This window comes from Paenibacillus pini JCM 16418 (genome assembly GCF_000576305.1).
In the GTDB taxonomy this organism is placed as follows: Bacteria; Bacillota; Bacilli; order Paenibacillales; family Paenibacillaceae; genus Paenibacillus_AQ; species Paenibacillus_AQ pini.
Genome location: NZ_BAVZ01000007.1, coordinates 61,522 through 82,087, shown reverse-complemented (window position 1 = coordinate 82,087; position 20,566 = coordinate 61,522). Strand labels below are relative to the sequence as shown.

Below are 20,566 nucleotides of genomic sequence, written 5' to 3'. Positions count from 1 at the left end.
GACTAAATCTCGGCCTGCTCTTATTGGTATTGCATCATCTATTTAAAATCATGCATATTTTATAAGTCCAATTGAATCTCTATCTCTATCCAGCTTCAACTGCTTGAGATTTACGCGAAATTACGAATAAAGCTCCCCAGATCAAGACAAATCCCAAAGCCTGAGTCATGGTCACGGCCTGCTGGAACACAATCCAGTTGATGATGACACCAACCATTGGAAAGCTCAGCTCCGCCAAAGTAGCAACCGAAGCCTTGGTTGTTGTTAAGCCTTTGTAATATACGAGTAAACTTAACAATCCCGGCAACAGTGCCTGCCCTAGCAGGTTCAGTGATACACCGACGGCCGCTGTTCCACCTGGGAAGTTCCACCCTGCTCCCTCGTTCCAAGTAATCGCAAGTAATAGCGGAAGCGCCAATATAAAACGCAGCATGTCACCGTTTCATATTGCATCTTGCCTACCATAAGTCGGCCCATGACTGTTGAACCACCCCATAATGCAGCAGCTCCAAGTGACAATAGACTGCCGATCTGCACAAAATCATTGACGTGACCGAATGGAAACGTAAACCCAAAGGTAAGCAGGTACGTTCCTATGAGTGCTACGACAAGCAACCATGAGAACTGCTTAGGAAGCTTTTCTTTAAGCAACAGCCGGGCCATCAATATAGCGAAAATTGGTTGCAGTTTCTGGAGCAGAACAACAGCATTCAAGTTACCACTTGATAATCCCATCGTAAATAGAATAGTCGCGATAGCTGAGCCTCCCCACGATAGGAAGAGCAGCGCGCCGATATGGCGCATTTTCAGCCCCCGCAATTCACTGCGATGCTTCATAAACACAGGGATGACACATAAAACAATAATGATGTGCTCCAGCAATACAATTTGTGTTGAAGTTAGCGATTTGAGCAATAAAATCCGAAATAACGGATCCATCCCCCATAACGCCGCTCCTAATACAACAAACCAAAAACCACTTTTCGCCTGATCTGGTTGCTGAGGCAAAGTACGCTTCACCTTAATGTTGCCACTTACATTTTCCATACCTGTCCCCTAACCTGAACATGGAGCGACAAAAGTAAACCCCCGGGATCGATAAAAATCGACACACCGGGGGTTGATCAAACAAGCTTGCGGAAATATAAAAATTTCGCGCATGCTCATTTCGTTGATCTTCTCTCATCCGGACTGTACCGTCGGCCTTGGAATCTCACCAAGTCAGTCGCTATCTTAGTATCAAAACAGCGAGTCGCGGGCTTACATTTTATTCTTTTAAGAAGCAAAATGCTCACCGCCGGTTGGGAATTGCACCCTACCCCGAAGATCCATATTCAATTTTTTTATTTTGTAAAACCAACATATGCTGACACAAGTTCACCCTATGCTAAGTTATCACAATTGAGTTTGTTACATGCTTGTTTTCATGTAAGTTTCATTCCTTGCCACATTATATCATAAAGTTGCATTAAAATTACCTGTTTTATTTTTCTTTTTTAATTCAATTTCTGGAATATTATTATTCACATGCATTTACTTGTGATTTAACAAGGATAAAATAACGACAACAGACTCTGCGCGTGTTGCGTGTGCGCTAGGAGCAAATCGATTGCCAGCTCTGCCACTCATCAGCTTATTTCGCACAGCGGATGCTACGAAAGGCTTAGCCCAATTAGAAATTTGCTTCGTATCTGCAAATGAAAGCTGTCCATTCGTGTCGCCAGCCGAACCATCCAGCGCACGGACGACTATCGCAGCCATTTCAGCCCTTGTAATGAGCTGACTCGGCTTAAATGTTCCATCCTCATAACCTTTCAGAATCCCGCTATTCACACTTGCCTCTACGTATGGCTTTGCCCAGCTTGGTATTTTATTTCCATCTGATAACTTAAGCTGAGATCCCTCTGTTATGGGAAGTCCTGTTGCTCTGATAATCATCGTTGCAAATTCAGCTCGTGTCACTTCTTTTTCAGGACCAAAAGTACCATTCTGGTAACCACTCACCCAACCTAACTCTACTGCACGTAAGATTGAAGTCTGCGCCCAATGACCTTTGATATCCTTAAACTGTAATTGCTCAGAAGGCTTCCCATCTCCACTTTTCAAGGTTAGCACCGCTGTATTCTTAAGAGTAGCCTTATTGAGCTTGGAGTCTACCAACTGGACATCATGTACTGACAATCCAGAATCACCACTCTGCTTTTGCTCAAATGTGACGATTACCATTTGAACTGTGCCATTGTCACCGGCCGTTTTACCGACTCTAGTATGTGCGATACGCACTTCATTATTCTTCACAATAGGTTCAATAGAGAAGCCATTACTTCCAGACGTGGCCTTCTTAAATTTGAGCTTAGAAGCGTCAAATGTCAGCCTCATATCATATGCATACAGATCCTTCATCTGTTCACCCGTAACCGTAACGATGATTTCATTACCTGAGTTCACAGACTTCAGCGATAGCGTAGGCTCATCCGCAGCGGCATGAGCCGAATCCTGTACTCCTATACTTAAGATAACAAAGAGAATAAGAAAAGATAGTCTCGTACATATGGTTTTAATATCGATCACCCTTTCCAGCCTGTGAGTTAAACTATAAAAACAGGGGGACGCATCGCGCCACCCTGCAATGTTTCTTGATCGTTCCTGACAGATCCACTCATCTTTTAATTCACGTACCAGTCTCCAATGATCATCTGCGCCACGGATGCCAATACGCGGATAGAAATTTCACCTTCGCCAAACAAATCAGCCTTACTAATTTGGCTCCAGTTTGGATCGGTTGATGTAACTCCATAGTATTTAGAAATAATAGACAAGTCCTGTATCGTAATCTTCGTAGCCCCTGGAACAAGCGATACCAGCTTCGTTTGGAATAACGCTATCGCACTATTCAGAGATGCTGTTGCTGCATCAACCTGCGCTTGAGTAGCAGATGCACTGTTCTTAATAACCTGTGCATTCTGAATAGCAAGCTTCAGTGCTGACTTCGCATCCGCAGGATACTGTCCTATTTTGTCGCCTGTAGTTGAGCGATCATAGAGGCTTTGAGCCGCTGTAATTGCATTAACTAATGCTGCCTTTTCCGCTGGAACCGTTGGCACAGAAGGATTAACTGCATTTTTAAATATATTTACCGCATTCGTAAGAGCCGTAATTGCATTGTTCAGTTCCTGCTGCGTAGCGGCCGCATTATTGCGGACAGCACTTGCTGCTGTAATCGCTTGCTGAAGCGCTGATTTTGCATCAGCAGGGTACTGACCTGGATTTGATCCAACAACAGCTTGATCATACAGACTTTGAGCTGAATTAATTGCTGTGCTGAGTGCTGTACGATCTGTAGACTTCACTTCGATACTCCAAGTTGCTGCTGTTGTATCAAGTGTCGATGATGTACCATCCAAGGACACTTGGAAGTCCGACAAGGATATATCGGTTTTGCCATCTGGAAGGTTAGCCTTCAATTTAACATGGAGTTTCAACAATTCACCGCTGCCTGTGACTGCATGCTGAGCGCCTGCACTACCCATAATGATACGGATAAGCCCTTGATCTGGCTTGACACCAGAGGCTAGCAAACCAAGGCCATCGCGTGATGAAGTCACTGCCGAGTCAGCAAGCGAAAGGGTGCCATCTCCATTAGGACTCGTAGCTACATCCAGCTTAGAAGGATCATAGTGAACAATCACATCCAAAGCTGTAAAGCCATTTACCGGATTAAGTACACCAATAGGTAAGTCAATGCTTGTCTCAGGATAAGCTGAGCTAGGTCCAGTCAGTGTTGCGGTATGATTTGCACCAGTCTGTGCAGCGCTAACGGTCACTCTTACAGTCAGTGTTGCTTCTGCGCCCTTAGCATCCACAGCCTTTAATTTAATATCGTAGCTACCAGACTGCTCTGGTGTCCAAGTAATAAGACCACCTGCTGAATCAAAGGATGCTCCATCTGGTAAAGATACTGCCGAGTATACGATAGCATCTCCGTCTGCATCCGTTGCCTCAACCTTAAGGCTGAATGCTTGTCCTACCACGGTATTCTGAGGTGAGACCTCCTTGAAGACTGGAGGATGATTCTCCGCTGCTGGGCTTGAAGGCCGAATATCACCGAGATTCAACAGCTTAAGCTGATATGCTCCCTTGAAGATGGAAGAAATGCCTGTAATATGAACGGCTGTCCCCTCGGGATAGGTTTGTTTAAATATATCGGAATTAATATTCGTTCTGCTATCAATCCGAACATGGTTTGTGTTACTACCGTTAACTAAATCGAACTCCAATGATCCAGTCACAACAGCGTATTTGCTAATGACTGCGTTCTGTATGGAAATTAATTGTCCTTGATTCGCATCATTTACTGCGTTCTGCGGTAATGCGACGGGTGTAGGTAACGAAGCTTGATCATCAAGCTTCGTAATTTGCAGTTCACTTAGCAGCTCTGCTTCCGTGTTGTAGGTTGTTTTCTGAGCACTAATCTTTACCTTATCTCCAACATGGTATCCCGTCGCCTTACTGGGGTACACGTATATACCTGCTGTGCCGTCCTGCATATAGAAGCCAGTGCCTCCAAAGATTCCTGGCTCCGAGGTAATAACGCCTTGCACCGTAACATAGCTGCTATCAGCAGCTTGTCTAGCCGAAGCGATGCTCGTTAGTTCAGGAATCGTCACCACGGGTCCTGAACTACCCGAACCGTAAGAACCTGCCTTATACGTAGATGGATCATACCATTTGTATCCAGCTACAGGCGTATTCCATGGCTCTGTACCGGCAATTTCAGCCGAAGTTGCTGGTTCTTCAAGGGCACCTAATAACGGAGTTGGTGCGTCAAGCGTAATTCCTTTATTCTCAAACGTCGTATAATCTTCTTCATGTACTGCAAGCCATTCAACGGTCTGAACAAGGAATACCGCATCCTGTGCTTCACCTTTAAATCCATCATATGTTGTCTTCTTCGCCCCTGTATCCTCGCGTACATACGCCGGGCTAGCATCTTCAACTGGAGAAGAATCCCCGATAAAAGCTGCCTTTCCTTTATTAAGCTTAGCTATGGCTGCATAAGGTCCTTCTGCTACACCACCATTTTTGTAGACGCCGCCGTTCGGGAAATGAGCCTTGTCACTATTTTCAACTGCATTGTTCCAGCCTGGTACATTCTGCGGCAAGTAGATAACACCTTTGGCTACCTTAGGATTGAGAATCACGAGTGTAGAGCCACTGTGCATCTCCACATCGTTAACACCAGCCGTGATTCCAAAGGATTGGTCATACTTGACCGTATCTGTCTTCGTTACATCTCCAACAGAGTTATAACGGAACCGGATGCCAAAGTTCTGGCCAAGCCAGTCCGTACTCGTTACATTTTGCATAGCTCCTGAGGCTACTTCCCCAGCCGACATGCCCTTCGTAGGATCACCGTAAGCTCCACGGCGGTAGCGTTCATCACTTCTGATGAATCCCAGCGATTTAGATTTCGGTCCGAATTATAATGGTCGGCAATAAAGAAAATACTTCCGCCTTCCTTAACATAAGTGAGCATCGCATCCTGCTCTGAGGTTTTAAAAGGAATGTTGGCTTCACCAATGATAAATACGTCATATTGTTTCAGCTTACTGAGTGTAACAACTGGTGTATCATATGATTTCGCATTCATAGGTAGCGTGCGTTGCAACGCGTCTACCTGAAAACCAGCTGCTTTCAGCCCATCAGCAAAATCTGAAAATGCACCATCAATAACCCAGTCAGATGCCCCTGCGGTTTGGCCATGCGTCTGGTCAAATAGAACTTTCTTACCTACTCCATTCGGTAATGTAGTAGGTACGCCCATATTCTCGCTACCAGGATCTGACGGATTTGGTGTCGTTCCACCGCCACCCCCACCAGTCTCGCCCGTAAGTGTGAATGCAGTTGCTGGTTGATGCCATTCATTGAGCTATACGTTGCAAGAGTACCTGTGACCTGAATTTTTTTACCCACGAGAGTAGGGTTGGTTTTCAGACCAAATTGAGCCCTGAAATTACTAGGAATTTGAACGTCAATTAGCTTTGTCTTGTCCTGTTCACCTGGAGTATCTGCGATCAGCAGATTGAAATCATCTCCGAAGTTTGTAAAAATAGGTTTGGAGTTAAACACTTCACCTACAATAAATCCTTCTACCACCGCATTACTTCCGTTGTTGTTCTTGGCGATAGCCTGAGCCACTGTGAGCGGTGTGTCTGCGGATGCTTGTCCAGATAAAACATTGAAAACACTAACCATAACAAATAAAATTGCAACCAATGAAGCAGCCCATTGCCTCTTACGATTGTTCCTATTCATTCGCTTCACGTTCCCTCCCAATCTATCAATTCATAGCTTACCTCCTTAATATAACATGCAATTATTAGATATATTAGATTTTTATGTAAAAATTGTATGCAATAAACATTATGATTACACTGAGCTTTGATCCATTGTTTAGCTCATATCGATTTTAAATATCCCATAACCCTGACTATTTATTCGTCCCGTATACTGTATTTTCACAGAAGGAGGAGTCGATATATACTTTGCGGCTTGCGGTGAACTTGTAAACGTAACGTTTACTTGCCCCTTAATCGGAACAAAACTCCAATTCGCTTCGATTTGAGCATCCAATTGACCTTGTGCTGCAATATAATTCATAAGGATATCCCGGTTTTCCTCCGTTGAGTCCATAATAAGTTCTGCATCTTGCATACCAGGAAAATTACCTCCGCCAAAAATACGATAGTTGCTAGAGACCACGATGAATTCTTGCTCCGAAGATATCATCTCTCCTTGATACCTCAGGTTATAAATACGCCCCGCATCCGATTTATTTATCGAGCCATTGGGTGTATATTTGGCAGGCTTTGTTACATCAACCTGATAGGTTACACCACCCATAATGTCAAAATTAAAGATCGAATATGTCGCATTCAGCAGGCTCTGCTCTTCCAGACTTTGAGGATCAATCTGATTATATGCACCTGCTGACATCTCCAGCCATTCCTGAATTCCAGCTTTGTTCATTTTGACAGCTTTAATTGTATTATCGTAAGGATATAGCTCCGTTGCGCTCTTAATCGCAAGCTTACCCGCTGGAATATCAGAATAATCGGATGGACCATTCCGGCCAGCCTTAAAGGGAGAAGCTACCGAAATAATTGGAAAATTAACGTATTGAGGCATATTGGTAGAGATCCAGCGCTGTGCATATTCCTGCTGTGCCCGGTTCACAAGCTGAACCGACAGATCATTTTGAACCAGAGCAAAATAACTATAAATAGGAGCATCAATTTCACCAATGGATTGATTGGCATAAGTTATAGTAGCTTCATGAGCCTCTTTTAAAATAGCTACTGCACCACGGTCGGCCTCAACTAGCGGCTCAGCATTCTTGTTATCATAAATATGACGAATGCTAGCATGGGCATCGGCAATGATCCATCCTCCTTCTTGAAGTTTCAGTTGGAGATCGATGATGCCGAGCTGCGCCCCACCATATCCAGCCTGTACCGATGGGATGCCGTGAATTGTGCCCCGATTCAAATCAATATAAGGAAGCAGATTCCCCTCTCTATCTTTGAAAGAGGCGTCGAGATTATTCAAATTATCCGCAGGAAAAATATGATGCGTATGCGAGAACGTAATTGCATCAATCCCCTGTTCCTTGCTAAGGGATAAAACCACATTTTCGGCCCCCCTCCCGTTAGCGGATTCGCCTCCATCAAATCCGGTATGCGCCATCGCAATGATTAGTTCCGCACCCGCTTCCTTCATTTTCGGAATGAAATGACGTGCCGTTTCTACCATATCGCGAACGATGATTCGCCCCTGTAAGTGAGCCTGATCCCAATTCATAATTTGCGGGGGCACGAAACCAATTAAACCAATTTTCAGGTCATGCCAGTTACCAACGTTATCCTGACAGCGCTTAGTCAAAATAACATATGGAGTATACATATTTTGCAATCCCTCGTGATCTCCATTACCTTCATCCTTATATATATTAGCGTTCACATACGGGAACATAGCTCCCATAACGATACGATCCAATAATTCTAGTCCATAATTAAATTCGTGATTTCCAAACGTTGCTGCATCATATCCCATCTCATTCATCACTCGAAAGAGGGGATGTACCGGTCCGAAATGTGTCAGCTGATCCAATTGAGCCACATAGCTACCAAGCAGTGATCCCTGCATCAAGTCTCCGTTATCTAGCAGCATGGTGTTAGCTTCCTCTTTACGCGCCTGTTGAACTAGCGACATGGTTCGAACAAGTCCGATTTGTGGTGTATATTGATCTCGATAATAGTCATAGTCCATTCCGTTGGCATGGATGTCCGTCGTAGATAAAATGCGTAAGGTTATGCTCGGGTTATCAGCACGACTCACTTGGTTGTTCAAAGCGTTTCCCCCTATGAAAATACGTCTCTCCCCCTATTATAAATTCCAATTATTAAATCACGGTAAATCGATAGATTTCATTCAACTTCCTTATAATGTCTACTTTTCAATGTATATTTACTTACTTACTTTCCCAAATAAGGATGAAAATTTAACTTTAATTCAACAAAAGTCTGTCTTTCATTTAACCCTTGTCCACGCGGGCTATGTTACGCTCTTTCCTGTCAGGTCGGAAGCTTTCGATCATGATCACAAATATAGATTTTCCTTTGGAGGGGACCATCATGTTTAAAAAAACACTTACCATTTGCATGTCCTTAGCGCTTGCAGCAAGCATTTCGGCATGTGGATCAAAAGACAACAGCAACACTTCTGCGGAAGCAAGTAAAACGACCAGCACTGAAGCAACAGGTGGAGATTCTTCTAAATCTTATGTTCCAAAAGAGTTGAACGTACAATTTGTACCATCCCAGAATGCAGATACCCTTGAAGCTAAAACGAAGCCGCTTGAGAAGCTGCTTGGCGATAAGCTCGGCATTCCTGTCCATGTAACGGTATCTCCTGATTACAATACAATTGTTGAAGCCATGGCTTCGAAACAAGTAGATGTTGGTTTCTTACCTCCGAACGCATATGTTCTAGCACATGATAAGAAAAAAACAGTGGATCTTCTGCTGCAAGCTCAGCGTTATGGCGTAAAGGATGAGACTGGTGAAGATACAACTGATAAAGTAGATTTTTACAAATCAATGATTATCGTGAAGAAGGATTCCCCTATTCAAAGTTTGAAAGACCTGAAGGGTAAAAAAATCGGCTGGCAAAACGTTACTTCATCCGCTGGTTATGTATTCCCTGCAGCTGAACTGAAACAAGAAGGTATTGATCCAGACAAAGATGTCCAAGGTGTAACGATCAAGGGTCATGATGCTGCAATTATGGCACTCCTGAACGGACAAGTGGATGCTGTTGCTGTATTCCAAGATGCGCGTAACACGGTGAAGAAAGATGTACCTGATGTTTTTGCAAAACTCGTGTACTCCATTACACTGCCAAAATCCCTAACGACACGGTAAGTGTGCGTAACGATATGGATCAAAGCTGGAGAGACAAGATCAGCCAAGCGTTCATCGACATTACCAATGATGCCGAAGGAGCTAAAATAATTAAAGACATCTATACCCATGTTGGATATGTTGCAGGCGATGACAAGAACTTTGAACCCGTTCGCAAATATGCTGAGGCTGTAGGACAAGAAATCAAGTAATCCTCACCTTCAGAAAGCAACATATAGCGAACAAAGCAGCACCGTTCATGAATGTTCATGACGGTGTTGTTTCCTTTATTCAGTTGAGAATAAGACTCCATGACAGAAAGTTGGATAACCATGATTGAATTCGATAATGTATCAAAAATATACCCAAATGGCTCGATTGGTCTACGTAATATCAACCTTACGATTCAAAAGGGAGAACTCGTCGTTATCGTTGGCCTCTCTGGTGCAGGGAAGTCGACATTACTGCGCTCTATTAATCGCATGAATGACATTACCTCAGGTGATATACGCATTAATGGAAACTCCGTTACCCAAGCATCCGGCAGTGAACTACGCCTAATTCGGCGCGATATTGGCATGATCTTTCAAAGCTTCAATCTGATTAAACGTGCTACGGTCATTCAGAATGTTCTGTCTGGACGTGTGGGGTATCACTCCACACTAAGGACTATGCTGGGCTGGTTCCCCAAGGAAGATATTGATCTGTCACTTACAGCTTTGCAGCGAGTTAACATCCGCGAGAAAGCCTATACTCGCGCCGATCAATTATCGGGAGGTCAACAGCAGCGGGTATCCATCGCTCGCGCTTTAGCGCAGGAGGCTCAGGTTATTTTGGCTGATGAACCCGTAGCTTCACTTGATCCCCTAACTACGCGCCAAGTTATGGAGGATTTAAAGCGAATAAACCGTGAACTAAATATTACCACGGTCATTAATCTGCATTTTATTGATCTAGCTCGTGAATATGCTACACGCATCATTGGACTTCGCGCGGGTGAGGTCGTATTTGATGGTACACCTGAAGAAGCTACAGATGAGGCCTTCGCAGAAATCTACGGCCGCGCAGTAAAGCATGATGAATTATTGGGAGTACTATGATGAGAGCGCCACTTCCAACCCCATCACAACCTAGTCCGCCTGTCGTAGACATCCAGCCTCCATTACGTTACAAGCGTTATGCAGGCTGGATTCTACTCATTCTTATCATTGTCATGTGCTCTATACAGACGAAAGTGACTCCCTACCAACTCATAACGGGTCTACCCCAAATGGGACAGCTTCTGAAGGAAATGTTTCCACCGGATTGGAGTTATATACCGACTATATGGGCTCCGATGATGGAGACTGTTCAAATTGCCATTCTTGGGACTACAATCGGCGGAATTATTGCCGTCCCTGTAGCACTGCTATGTTCATACAACATCATGCCTAACCGCTTCATCGCCTTACCTGTTCGCATGATTCTCAATCTGGTGCGTACAATTCCAGATCTCTTATTCGCTGCGATCTTCGTAGCCGTCTTCGGTATCGGTCCTTTTGCAGGGATGCTCGCACTCGTCTTCTTCTCCTTCGGTATTATCGCTAAGCTGACATTTGAAGCGATCGAAGCGATTGATCCAGGACCCCTTGAAGCGATGACAGCAGTCGGCGCTAGTCGCTTGCAAGTGATTCGATTTGGCGTATTGCCTCAAGCGCTACCTTACTTCATGTCCTATTTACTATATACATTTGAAGTTAATGTAAGGGCAGCGTCAGTACTTGGTCTAGTTGGCGCAGGCGGAATTGGATTGCTGCTTGATCGATCCCTTGGTTTATTCAGATATGATCGTGCTTGCGTCATTATTCTATTAACCCTCGTTATTGTATTAATCATTGATTACTCAAGCACATGGATACGGAGGAAACTACTATGAGGCTGATACCGTCAAAAACAAGTTCTAGCTCATCCAAACATATCGCTCTGACGCGTATACGCTTTGGGATTATCGCCATTGTAGTGGCTCTGATCTATTACTGGTCCATCCAAGGCATGCATTTCGAAGGGCTGCAAAGCACGGCGGGCACTGTATCACGATCCATATTACAGGGCTTTCTACATCCTGACTGGTCCTTTGTGTACTTAGCTGAAGGCGAGGATTTACTACGAGGTCTGCTGGACACGCTGATCATTTCCATATTAGGTACCGTTGTCGCGGCTATTACTTGTATTCCCTTTGCTTTCTGGGCCTCCTCCAATATGAGTCGCCATCTAGCTACATCCGGTAGTGGTAAAATCATTCTCAGCATCATTCGTGTATTTCCAGAAATTATTGTTGCTATACTGTTTATTAAAGCCGTTGGTCCAGGCTCTTTTGCCGGGGTGCTTGCACTTGGTATCCATTCAATTGGTATGCTTGGCAAGCTATACTCCGAAACGATTGAGAGCATCGACCATGGCCCTGAGGAAGCTCTTATTGCCAGCGGAGCCAATCGCTTGCAAGTGCTTCGTTACGCCGTACTACCTCAGGTCATTCCACAGTTTCTTTCGTATTCGCTCTACCGATTTGAAATTAATATCCGTTCAGCAACCACGCTTGGCTTGGTTGGCGCAGGAGGAATCGGTACACCGCTGATCTTTGCACTTCAGGTCCGCAATTGGAACCGAGTCGGTATTATTCTGCTCGGAATCATCTTCCTCGTCGTAATGACAGATCTCATTTCAGGCTGGGTTCGCAAACGGATTATTTAGGATCACTCCATACTAGCAAGTAATAGGCTGCTCCGGGTGTAGGGAGCGGTCTATTGTTAGACTAACATTAAATTTTTCCCATATTTGAAACAACCTAACAAGCTTCTTCGTCTATATGAATATAGTGAAGGAGGCTTTGACATGATCCACAAATCATTTATGCTACTTATTGTGTTAATTATGCTAACGAGCTGCGGAACGCGTATGGATTCCAGCACTGAACAAAAAGAATTAGCCATGTCTGTATCCACAGATCAAATGACTTCCGTCTCAGCAAGTTGGCCTTTCTCCAATATGATCAGCTTTAATAATCTTTCTTATCTGGGTACCGATGAAACCATCGATAACATCGATCATATTATCGGCCAGATCGATAGTTACTCTGATCAAGAAACCGCTGTACAATTTGGCAATTTCTCCAACTTCTATCCCACGCAGACGAAGCTTTACAAGATCAAGAATGTCGACATTGAAGATGAAATTGCCATTGAAGTGGCACCTCATGTATATGTTAAAGCCATTCGCAATCCTGATCATAAATAATATAATAAAAAACGCCATGTTCATGAAATGAACACAGCGTTTTTTCGAATTTTCATGCTACAATGATGACGAATATATACATCCGCAAAGGGGAGCCCTCATAATGGAATTGAATACTAAGGACACCCGTCTACAAGATGCGCAGCAGTTACAAGCGACTGCCCTCACTCGTATTGAAGATACCCCAATTATGGAAGAAACACTAGAAGCTGCTGAACACATTGTGGAAGCAAGCTTACCGGATAAGACAGGGGGATACTCCAGACCCCACCCTATTCGGCTGCTGGATTTCTTTTACATGTACATCATCCCAGTACTGCTGCTTATCCTTATGTTAATCGGCTTTTTCCGTTAACCGAACTAGCTCATGTTCCGCCCATAATAAATTTCATCCATCTCTAACGTAATCCGTTCGGTAATCTCCTCTTGCTCTTGCTGATTCAGTTTATCCTTGGTGTATCCAAACAGATAGTTATCCAGATCGAAAGCCTTCAGCTTGCATTTCGTATGAAAAATATGCTCCGGATATACGTTCACATCAATCATTTGATACATGCTCTTAATCTCATCCGGGATATAGTTCTGGATCGAATTGATATCATGATCAATGAACAGCTTGTGACCGTTTATATCTCGCGTAAATCCACGCACCCTATAGTCAATCGTCATAATATCCGTATCAAACGAATGGATGAGATAGTTTAGCGCCTTTAGCGGTGAAATTTCCCCGCAAGTGGAGACGTCTATGTCAGCACGAAAAGTGCTAATTCCCTCATCCGGATGAAATTCAGGATACGTATGCACTGTAATGTGGCTCTTATCCAGAGCCATTAGCACAGCATTGGGTAGCGGACCTGGTGATTCCGAATAGGATTCAGTAGGCACCTCAACAACTGGACCTTCCGATACAAGTATCGTTACACTTGCCCCTTGAGGTACGTAATCCTGCTTCGCAATATTTAGCACATGAGCACCTATAATGTCAGATACCGTTTTGAGAATCGTTGTTAAACGATCGGCATTATACTGCTCATCAATGTATTCGAGATAAGCCTCACGTTCCTCTTTGGTTCGTGTGTAGCAAATATCATACATATTGAAAGCTAGTGATTTTGTTAGATTGTTAAAACCATGCAGTTTCACATGTTTTTCTGGTGTTATTGTCATTATCGTTCACCTACCCATTCAGTATCCGCTGCCTGATAATCTTGATGTCTTTAGCGTGAGTAGGCAGCCGTATGTCGTATTTAACTATTTACCCATTCTGAGGGAGGCAAAAACAATATGCGGCTCTACTCTGTCTCTTCTATCACAAATTGACGATATTTCTCATAATCCATCGCCTTGCATTCTAAGCTCAACCGCGTACCTTCATTCTCATATTCGGTCGACTTAATGTTCGCTTGTTCATTCAAATAGGATACAATCTGTCCCTGTTCATAAGGAATTAACATCTCACATTGCACATAATCGGTGAAAATAAATCCACGAATCATATCCACGAGCTCCGTAATTCCTAGTCTCGGCTTCGCCGCTAGATAGATGTTATTTCCTTCAACTTCAGGAATATCCCGTCCCGCCATATCACACTTATTATAAGCAAAAATCGTCGGAATATCGGTAATTCCGATATCTTTTAACGTATTCTCTGTGATGCGAATAAGCTGCTCATAATTAGCATTCGAATAGTCTATAACATGAACGAGCAGATCAGCTTCAGCTACTTCTTCCAGCGTGGATCGGAAAGCCTTCACCAGATGGTGAGGGAGCTTACTAACAAATCCAACCGTATCGGTGAGCAAAAAGTCTTTATTATCTGCTAGATGGATATTACGAACTGAAGTCTCAAGCGTAGCGAATAACATATCCTTCTCGAACACTTTCTTCTCTTCAGTCCCACCAGATGGACTGTATAACTCAACCATCGCATTCATAATCGTCGATTTGCCCGCGTTGGTATATCCGACTAAAGATACGACCGGAACCTGATTCTTCTTGCGCTGTTTACGCTGTGTTTGACGCTGGAATACTAGCGTTTCTAGTTCCTTGTGTAGAGCATTGATTTTATCTTCAATCCGGCGGCGATCGAGCTCAAGTCTAGTTTCGCCCGCACCTTTATTCTTCGTACCCACACCACCACTTTGACGTCCAAGTGACTCGCGCAGGCCGGAGAGACGTGGAAGCATGTATTGCAGCTGAGCAATTTCAACCTGAAGCTGAGCTTCACGGGTCTTTGCTCTCTTTTCGAAAATATCCAAGATCAGGATCGTACGATCAATGACCTTACACTCCAAATCAGCTTCCAAGTTGCGGAGCTGTGACGGAGATAATTCATCGTTGAAGATGATCAGATTTGCCTCTAGACCACGATATAATCCCGCTAGCTCCTCAACTTTACCCGTCCCGATATAATGAGATTTATTAACTTTTTCCATATTTTGTGTCATTTTACCTACCACTTCAACGTGACAGGCATGAGCCAGATTCCCTAGCTCTTCCATTGAATACTCAAAATCATCCTGATGTTTTTGCTTTAAATTCACACCTACGATAATCGCTTTTTGTTGTTCTTCTTCCATCTTTATATTCCTCCAAACTCTCATCTTCATAAAAAAATCCGTAGGCTAAACCCTAAAGTTTGAGCGAACGGAGATTCCATAGCTATGTTCAATTAAAATAACGCATACCGCGTCATTTTATTCTTAAAGACAAGAAGGCGTCTTCGCCATCCATACGGACGGCAATCGTTTCTGCGAGAAATATAAGGAAGTCACATGTAATGTAAAGACTACTAGTTATATTCCAACAAAAAGAGGGCGCGATCGCCCTCCCTCTGCATATATGGACACATCATAAAAACAACGTGTCGTATATGAGGTTCTTTAAGCCATAAGCATACCTATCCCGTTCGCCCGCCAATAAGGCCGAGCCTTTGAGCACTATTCAATTAGCGGCGCAAAGTGTTGTAACGGAAATGAATGTACATGGCTTTACGAACCCTCCGATCCTTAGAATTGTTATTATGATAGCACAATTGGAACGTTTTCACAATGAAGGACATGAAGTAATCATCCAAACTAGTGCTTACTTAATACTACTTACCGTCGTCTGGTTTCTGCCACTTGTCTTGGATTGATATAACGCCTTATCTGCCATGAGTAACAGATCTGTAGCACTATGAGTATGCTCAGGATAAGATGCAATCCCGGAAGAAATAGTGATCGGTTGACCTGCCGGGCTATTCACCAATTCAAGTTCTGTCCTTAACTTCTCAGCCATCTCTTCTGCACCGCGTGGTCCAACGTGTTTGACCAATATGCCAAATTCCTCGCCACCATACCGGAAGCATACATCTTTTTCCCGCGATATATCCTGCATCGTTTGTGATAAATAACGGAGCACTTGATCCCCTACGACATGACCATACGTATCGTTTACCAGCTTAAAATGGTCGATATCGATTAAAATAAGTGAGAATGGTACCTGTAAATCAATCCATTTTCCCATAACAGCGTCAAATGCTTTACGATTCGCAAGCCCAGTTAACTCATCAATTTTCACCTCGTTACGAAGCTGATTGATATCTTCATTCATATTCTGAAAGGCAATCTTTACACTCTGCGACAGCAGCCTAACTTCATAGTATGAAGTCCGAATGTCTGGGATATGCTGCACCTGGTTTGGATGAAGCGTAGCCTCATCCGAGAATTGCGCTAAGGTATGGAGCGGTTTCGCGATCCGACTAGCGACCCACCAACCCATCAATAAGATAAGCATTAAGAATGGTAATGATTGCAATAATACCCGTTTAACAAGAAGCTGTAGAGGCTTGTCAATCACCATGGTTGGTGTTTGAGATATAATTCCCCATGAGGTACTAGGCTCGTATGCATACCCAGCATAAAAAGGGTTGCCCTTTGAGTTAATCACACGTTGAGAACCACTCTTCCCGAGCACAACTTTCTGGACGACTTCATTCTCAATCACGGACTGCCCAATACGTTTTCGATCCGGATGAAAAATTAAACTTCCAGTCTTCTCAACGACATATACATATGAACCGTTACCAAAAAAGTGTTCCTTCAGCATCGTATTTAATACGTTCTTTTCTTCTAAATATATGGTTCCGCCGACGAATCCTTTGTAGTTGCCGGCTTTATCTATGATAGGTGCAGAGACCAGAATAATAAGTCGACCTGTGGTAGCCCGGTAAGGCTTAGATACAAAGGGCTTCTTTAACTCAACTGCCATTTTGCTTTGCTCTGAGTTCAGTCGATCACCTACTTCAACACCTGTAGTATGAGGACTAATCGCCCGAATAACAAGGTTCGGATCAGCAACCACAACGGAATTGAAATACTGGGTATTTTCTTGAAATAAATCGTCAAATAGCTGAACATCAATCACCTGTTCGCGTTCAGATATTTTGGCAATGGCACCGATATTCTGCTGCATCGTAATCAATAGCTCGTTTGTGGTCAGCGCCAGCTTCTTGGCGTATTGCTCATTATTCTGCAAATAATTATTAATTAGTGTTGAGCGATTCACTTGAAGCGCCGAGAAAACACTAATCACCATCGTTAGTAAAATGGCTGTAATAACTAGAACACTAATCGTAAATCGAAGAGTGAACCCTTTTGTTCTAAAATGCTTCAATATTGCATCCCGCCTGCGTTAATAATATGGAAATTGATGTCAAAATATGTCGTCTCTTTTATTATACATCAATAGCTTAATAGGGGGATAGCTTATTCAGCTTTTGTCACATTCTCAGTTCTTCGAGCGTTATTTCGAGCGTTATATAGATAGGTTGATATAACCTTATTTCCCAATTTTATTATGTATAAGCTCTATGACCTGATCCCTGTCCTTAATAACAAAGCGATATTCTTTGCCAGATCGAAGCTTAATGGTAATCCCATTTGGCACAATACGCAGCGTATTTCGACGCTCTACTTCTTGGATATCACTCATTGGTATCTCCAGTGAATCTCTTTGGACATTAAGTCTTGTCGCATTAAAAATGACCCGATCACCTGTAATTTTAAGCTTTCCACCTACGGCTTCCATGCCGCGGAATAGATTAGCAGGTTTAGTTAATAAAATTTCTCCGGTTGTTTTCATTTGCATCATCACGACCTCCTCAATATGTATCTCTCCAATACTCTATCTAATTAAATACACGTTCTATTTCTTTATTAAACGCATTCCATTCCTCCTACAAGATTATCGTCTTAAATCTGTTTGCTTCATCAGTTCAACGTACCTTATCAACTCTACCTTTTGCTGCTCAATATGAGATATTTTACTACCGAGACCCATGAAAAATGCTTCGATTTGCTGTCTTACCGTCTCTGCCGACTGACCCGTCCAATCGTCCAGCTGCCCATACAGTGTCCTTGCCTCCTTCTCGTCGGCACGAAGCTGACTCAGAAGCCAAGTAAGTTCCTGTTCTGCCCGCATCAGGTCATCCAGTTCCACCAGAATTTCTTCATTCAATGCTACTTCACTCCAATTCATCAATATTCATTATTCGTTGTTATAAGCTGCTATCCACTGTCTGCTTGCCTAAATTGCTCAGCCTTCTTATTGATAAAATTTAAATATTCCAAAGTTTGCTGTAAATGCCATTGATTTAATTCCGTAATAGACTGATCCAGTTGGATGACTATCGGCTGAAGCCTGCGACTATGACTACTATGCATATACTTAGCAAGTCGTCCCCGCACTCTCGTCATGTCAGCGTTCACCTGCTCTGCATTCAGCTTCCATTTCTCAGCTATTGCCTTTAATTGTTCAGGAGTGACCCGGATCGTCTTGCCTGATCCCACCACTGTAGCAAGCAGACCCAGTTGATGACTCATACCACCGAATAAAGTAGATAATCCACCAAATGAATGACTGGAAGAGGTTAACCTAGGCGAGTTACTCACAAACTCTCCCGTCGCCGCATCATATAAATCATTAGAAAGATACCCATCCTTGAAATGATAATTATTTAAGCTGTGGTAGTTTTCACCACCAAATGAATTATTAATTTTATCGAGTAAACTGTACCCTTTATTAGCATCCTCATAGTTCGAATTAATATAATAGGTAGAACCTACATGAAGGTCAAATCCGCCCATTGTTCCGCTTCCTACAATATCTTTAGGATGTACAAAATTTACGATTTGAGAGTCGAATTCACCTTTTTCTGCTTTGCTTCTAGCTTCTGGTGTGAGACTAGCTATAACAGAAGGTGCACTGAAGGTAACTGCCGTAAGACCTGTATATGCGGCAGCATACTGTGCATTTCCTCCCCCTAGAGAATGTCCTGTTAGTGAAAAGTCGAGTTCTTTATATTTATCTTTCATTTTATTTGCATAATCTTCTGACTGGTATAACTGATTATTCTGACCCAATGTCGCTTTATCAATATCTTTACCTCGATCACCCATCCAGTTATTAAACGTTGTCACACCTAAAAAATCTTCTGCTTTTTTTATTGAATCATTCCAAGGAGGTGCAACCGTTCCTGTCTGAGTTATTTTTCTTCCAAGTTCGTTAATTCCAATGACACCATCATTTAAAAAATCGGGAAGTGATTCGGATAGTTCTTTGCTCCCCTCCGTTCCACGGTAGGCAATGACCGCCTGGTTGGTATCTGGATTTACAAAGGTAACCGCGTCAAACCCAGATTGATCATTGTTTGCTGGCGTTTCAAGCACTTTCCAGCCTGGGAGTTCCTCTAGCTCCTGATCCTTCTTCAAATCGGAGTAGGCTAAATCAGACATTATTTTATAAGTTTCATCATCTACAGCATTAGAACTCATTCACATGTGACCTCCTTACTAATGATTTAAGCTATTTTTTTATAAATGGCTCATGACCTTTTGCGCGAATGGCACTCACTAATTCAGGACTCATTGCAAAATTCATCGTTTTCTTTTCTTTATAATCCACCGCGATGTTAAAGCTTTGATCAGGATGTCCGATCACATGGCCTTCCATCGTAATTTCATCATTCACATAAGTTGGGAGCATCTTTTGTTTCGTGATTTCAACATCGATTTCATATTTTTCTTTTAAATGCTGGACTGCGATCGTTTTAGCTTCTTTCATCAAATCCGTTTCATCTTGTTTATTCATTTTCCCGCAACCTCCTAGCAATAAAATAACAACCATGATCCATATCAGTGATAGATAGCCTGATTTAATCATAAACACTCCCCTCAAACCTTAATAAAAACTATAACTATGAGTAACCTAAATTTTACCTTTAACAGAGATTAAACCTATTTCCTTCAAAAATAACGCAAAAACTAAAAACCCTTTCCAAAAGAAAGGGTTACTTCATTTATTTCTATAATGAAATTGTGTGCTATTCTGCTTCTTTCGTTACATCCATCAAAAATACGCGATCCTCAAAAGCTCCACGATCCTGCGCTTTATCCGCCCTGAGCTCTTCAAGTGCCGGCCAACTTGAACCGCGTACATCCGCCAATGCTCGAATTACTTCCAGTATATCTGCGAGCTCATCCAGCGCCTCTTGATCTGTCGAAGCATTGAAATACTCGTCTGTTTCCTCACGTAGCTTCGCAGTAAGTGCCTCTTTATACTCCTCCGGGTTCAAAATCCGTGTCTCACATACTTGGCCATTCGCACTAATCATATGCGGGATTTTGTCGCGGACTAATTTGTTATATGTAGTCATGATGTCGCTCCTTTCGCAAGTAAGTCCTTCCTATATCTTACACATAAGAGAGCTCATTAAATCATCTTGTTACTTCTCGATGCGGAAAAATGCCCTTGTCGTCTTCACGGTCTCTTCAGCTACTTCTTGTACCTCT

Annotated in this window: 16 protein-coding genes, 3 pseudogenes and 1 riboswitch; of the genes and pseudogenes, 6 read left to right on the top strand and 13 right to left on the bottom strand. The window is 43.0% G+C overall.

Annotation, left to right across the window (positions count from 1 at the left end; genetic code table 11):
- Positions 1–85 precede the first annotated feature (85 nt).
- The 5 genes and pseudogenes from JCM16418_RS11875 to JCM16418_RS11855 all read right to left on the bottom strand — a co-directional run bounded on the left by JCM16418_RS11875 (position 86) and on the right by JCM16418_RS11855 (position 8,409).
- Positions 86–1,047, bottom strand: a pseudogene (locus JCM16418_RS11875) (DMT family transporter).
- 123 nt (positions 1,048–1,170) lie between these two features.
- A riboswitch (FMN riboswitch) is annotated at positions 1,171–1,332 on the bottom strand.
- Between the two features lie 201 nt (positions 1,333–1,533).
- Positions 1,534–2,571, bottom strand: a complete 1,038-nt coding sequence (locus JCM16418_RS11870; protein ID WP_036649054.1) for an S-layer homology domain-containing protein — start codon at positions 2,569–2,571, stop codon at positions 1,534–1,536.
- A 95-nt stretch (positions 2,572–2,666) separates the two neighbouring features.
- Positions 2,667–4,667 carry a DUF4972 domain-containing protein gene (locus JCM16418_RS25895; protein ID WP_242403823.1) on the bottom strand — a complete coding sequence of 667 codons (2,001 nt, stop codon included), beginning with the start codon at positions 4,665–4,667 and terminating at the stop codon, positions 2,667–2,669.
- A gap of 12 nt (positions 4,668–4,679) precedes the next feature.
- Positions 4,680–6,315: pseudogene (locus JCM16418_RS27075) on the bottom strand (DUF6359 domain-containing protein); the annotation flags it as partial.
- 138 nt (positions 6,316–6,453) lie between these two features.
- Positions 6,454–8,409 carry a bifunctional 2',3'-cyclic-nucleotide 2'-phosphodiesterase/3'-nucleotidase gene (locus tag JCM16418_RS11855; protein WP_036649050.1) on the bottom strand — a complete coding sequence of 652 codons (1,956 nt, stop codon included), beginning with the start codon at positions 8,407–8,409 and terminating at the stop codon, positions 6,454–6,456.
- A gap of 284 nt (positions 8,410–8,693) precedes the next feature.
- Here JCM16418_RS11855 and JCM16418_RS11850 point away from each other — a divergent pair.
- From JCM16418_RS11850 to JCM16418_RS11825, 6 genes and pseudogenes are all read left to right on the top strand, one after another.
- Positions 8,694–9,673, top strand: a pseudogene (locus JCM16418_RS11850) (phosphate/phosphite/phosphonate ABC transporter substrate-binding protein).
- 120 nt (positions 9,674–9,793) lie between these two features.
- On the top strand, positions 9,794–10,561 hold the full coding sequence (gene phnC, locus JCM16418_RS11845) for a phosphonate ABC transporter ATP-binding protein (protein ID WP_036649367.1): 768 nt from the start codon (positions 9,794–9,796) through the stop codon (positions 10,559–10,561).
- The gene (gene phnE / locus JCM16418_RS11840) at positions 10,558–11,376 is read left to right on the top strand and encodes a phosphonate ABC transporter, permease protein PhnE (RefSeq protein ID WP_373280708.1); all 819 of its coding nucleotides are present in this window, start codon (positions 10,558–10,560) and stop codon (positions 11,374–11,376) included. The genes phnC and phnE (JCM16418_RS11840) overlap by 4 nt, the downstream gene beginning before the upstream one ends.
- Positions 11,373–12,191, top strand: coding sequence for a phosphonate ABC transporter, permease protein PhnE (phnE, locus tag JCM16418_RS11835; protein WP_052020230.1), 819 nt, complete (start codon positions 11,373–11,375; stop codon positions 12,189–12,191). The genes phnE (JCM16418_RS11840) and phnE (JCM16418_RS11835) overlap by 4 nt, the downstream gene beginning before the upstream one ends.
- Before the next feature lie 141 nt (positions 12,192–12,332).
- Positions 12,333–12,734, top strand: a complete 402-nt coding sequence (locus JCM16418_RS11830; protein ID WP_052020229.1) for a hypothetical protein — start codon at positions 12,333–12,335, stop codon at positions 12,732–12,734.
- Between the two features lie 103 nt (positions 12,735–12,837).
- On the top strand, positions 12,838–13,089 hold the full coding sequence (locus JCM16418_RS11825) for a hypothetical protein (RefSeq protein WP_036649048.1): 252 nt from the start codon (positions 12,838–12,840) through the stop codon (positions 13,087–13,089).
- A gap of 5 nt (positions 13,090–13,094) precedes the next feature.
- On the opposite strand, the gene speD is transcribed toward JCM16418_RS11825, so the two are convergent.
- From speD to JCM16418_RS11785, 8 genes are all read right to left on the bottom strand, one after another.
- Positions 13,095–13,901: an adenosylmethionine decarboxylase gene (speD, locus tag JCM16418_RS11820; protein ID WP_036649045.1), complete on the bottom strand. Its 807-nt coding sequence runs from the start codon at positions 13,899–13,901 to the stop codon at positions 13,095–13,097.
- Positions 13,902–14,026: 125 nt separating this feature from the next.
- A complete protein-coding gene (hflX, locus tag JCM16418_RS11815) occupies positions 14,027–15,313 on the bottom strand; it encodes a GTPase HflX (protein ID WP_036649043.1) in 1,287 nt (428 codons plus the stop codon).
- Between the two features lie 505 nt (positions 15,314–15,818).
- Positions 15,819–17,390: a sensor domain-containing diguanylate cyclase gene (locus JCM16418_RS11810; RefSeq protein WP_036649040.1), complete on the bottom strand. Its 1,572-nt coding sequence runs from the start codon at positions 17,388–17,390 to the stop codon at positions 15,819–15,821.
- A 165-nt stretch (positions 17,391–17,555) separates the two neighbouring features.
- Positions 17,556–17,867, bottom strand: coding sequence for a GRAM domain-containing protein (locus tag JCM16418_RS11805; protein WP_081765415.1), 312 nt, complete (start codon positions 17,865–17,867; stop codon positions 17,556–17,558).
- Between the two features lie 93 nt (positions 17,868–17,960).
- Positions 17,961–18,254 (bottom strand): hypothetical protein, encoded by a 294-nt coding sequence (locus JCM16418_RS11800; RefSeq protein WP_242403808.1) that lies wholly within the window; start codon positions 18,252–18,254, stop codon positions 17,961–17,963.
- 29 nt (positions 18,255–18,283) lie between these two features.
- A complete protein-coding gene (locus JCM16418_RS11795; RefSeq protein WP_036649033.1) occupies positions 18,284–19,549 on the bottom strand; it encodes a Tle-like phospholipase domain-containing protein in 1,266 nt (421 codons plus the stop codon).
- Positions 19,550–19,580: 31 nt separating this feature from the next.
- Positions 19,581–19,865, bottom strand: coding sequence for a hypothetical protein (locus JCM16418_RS11790; protein ID WP_036649357.1), 285 nt, complete (start codon positions 19,863–19,865; stop codon positions 19,581–19,583).
- A gap of 232 nt (positions 19,866–20,097) precedes the next feature.
- On the bottom strand, positions 20,098–20,430 hold the full coding sequence (locus JCM16418_RS11785; protein WP_036649031.1) for a nucleoside triphosphate pyrophosphohydrolase: 333 nt from the start codon (positions 20,428–20,430) through the stop codon (positions 20,098–20,100).
- Positions 20,431–20,566 lie beyond the last annotated feature (136 nt).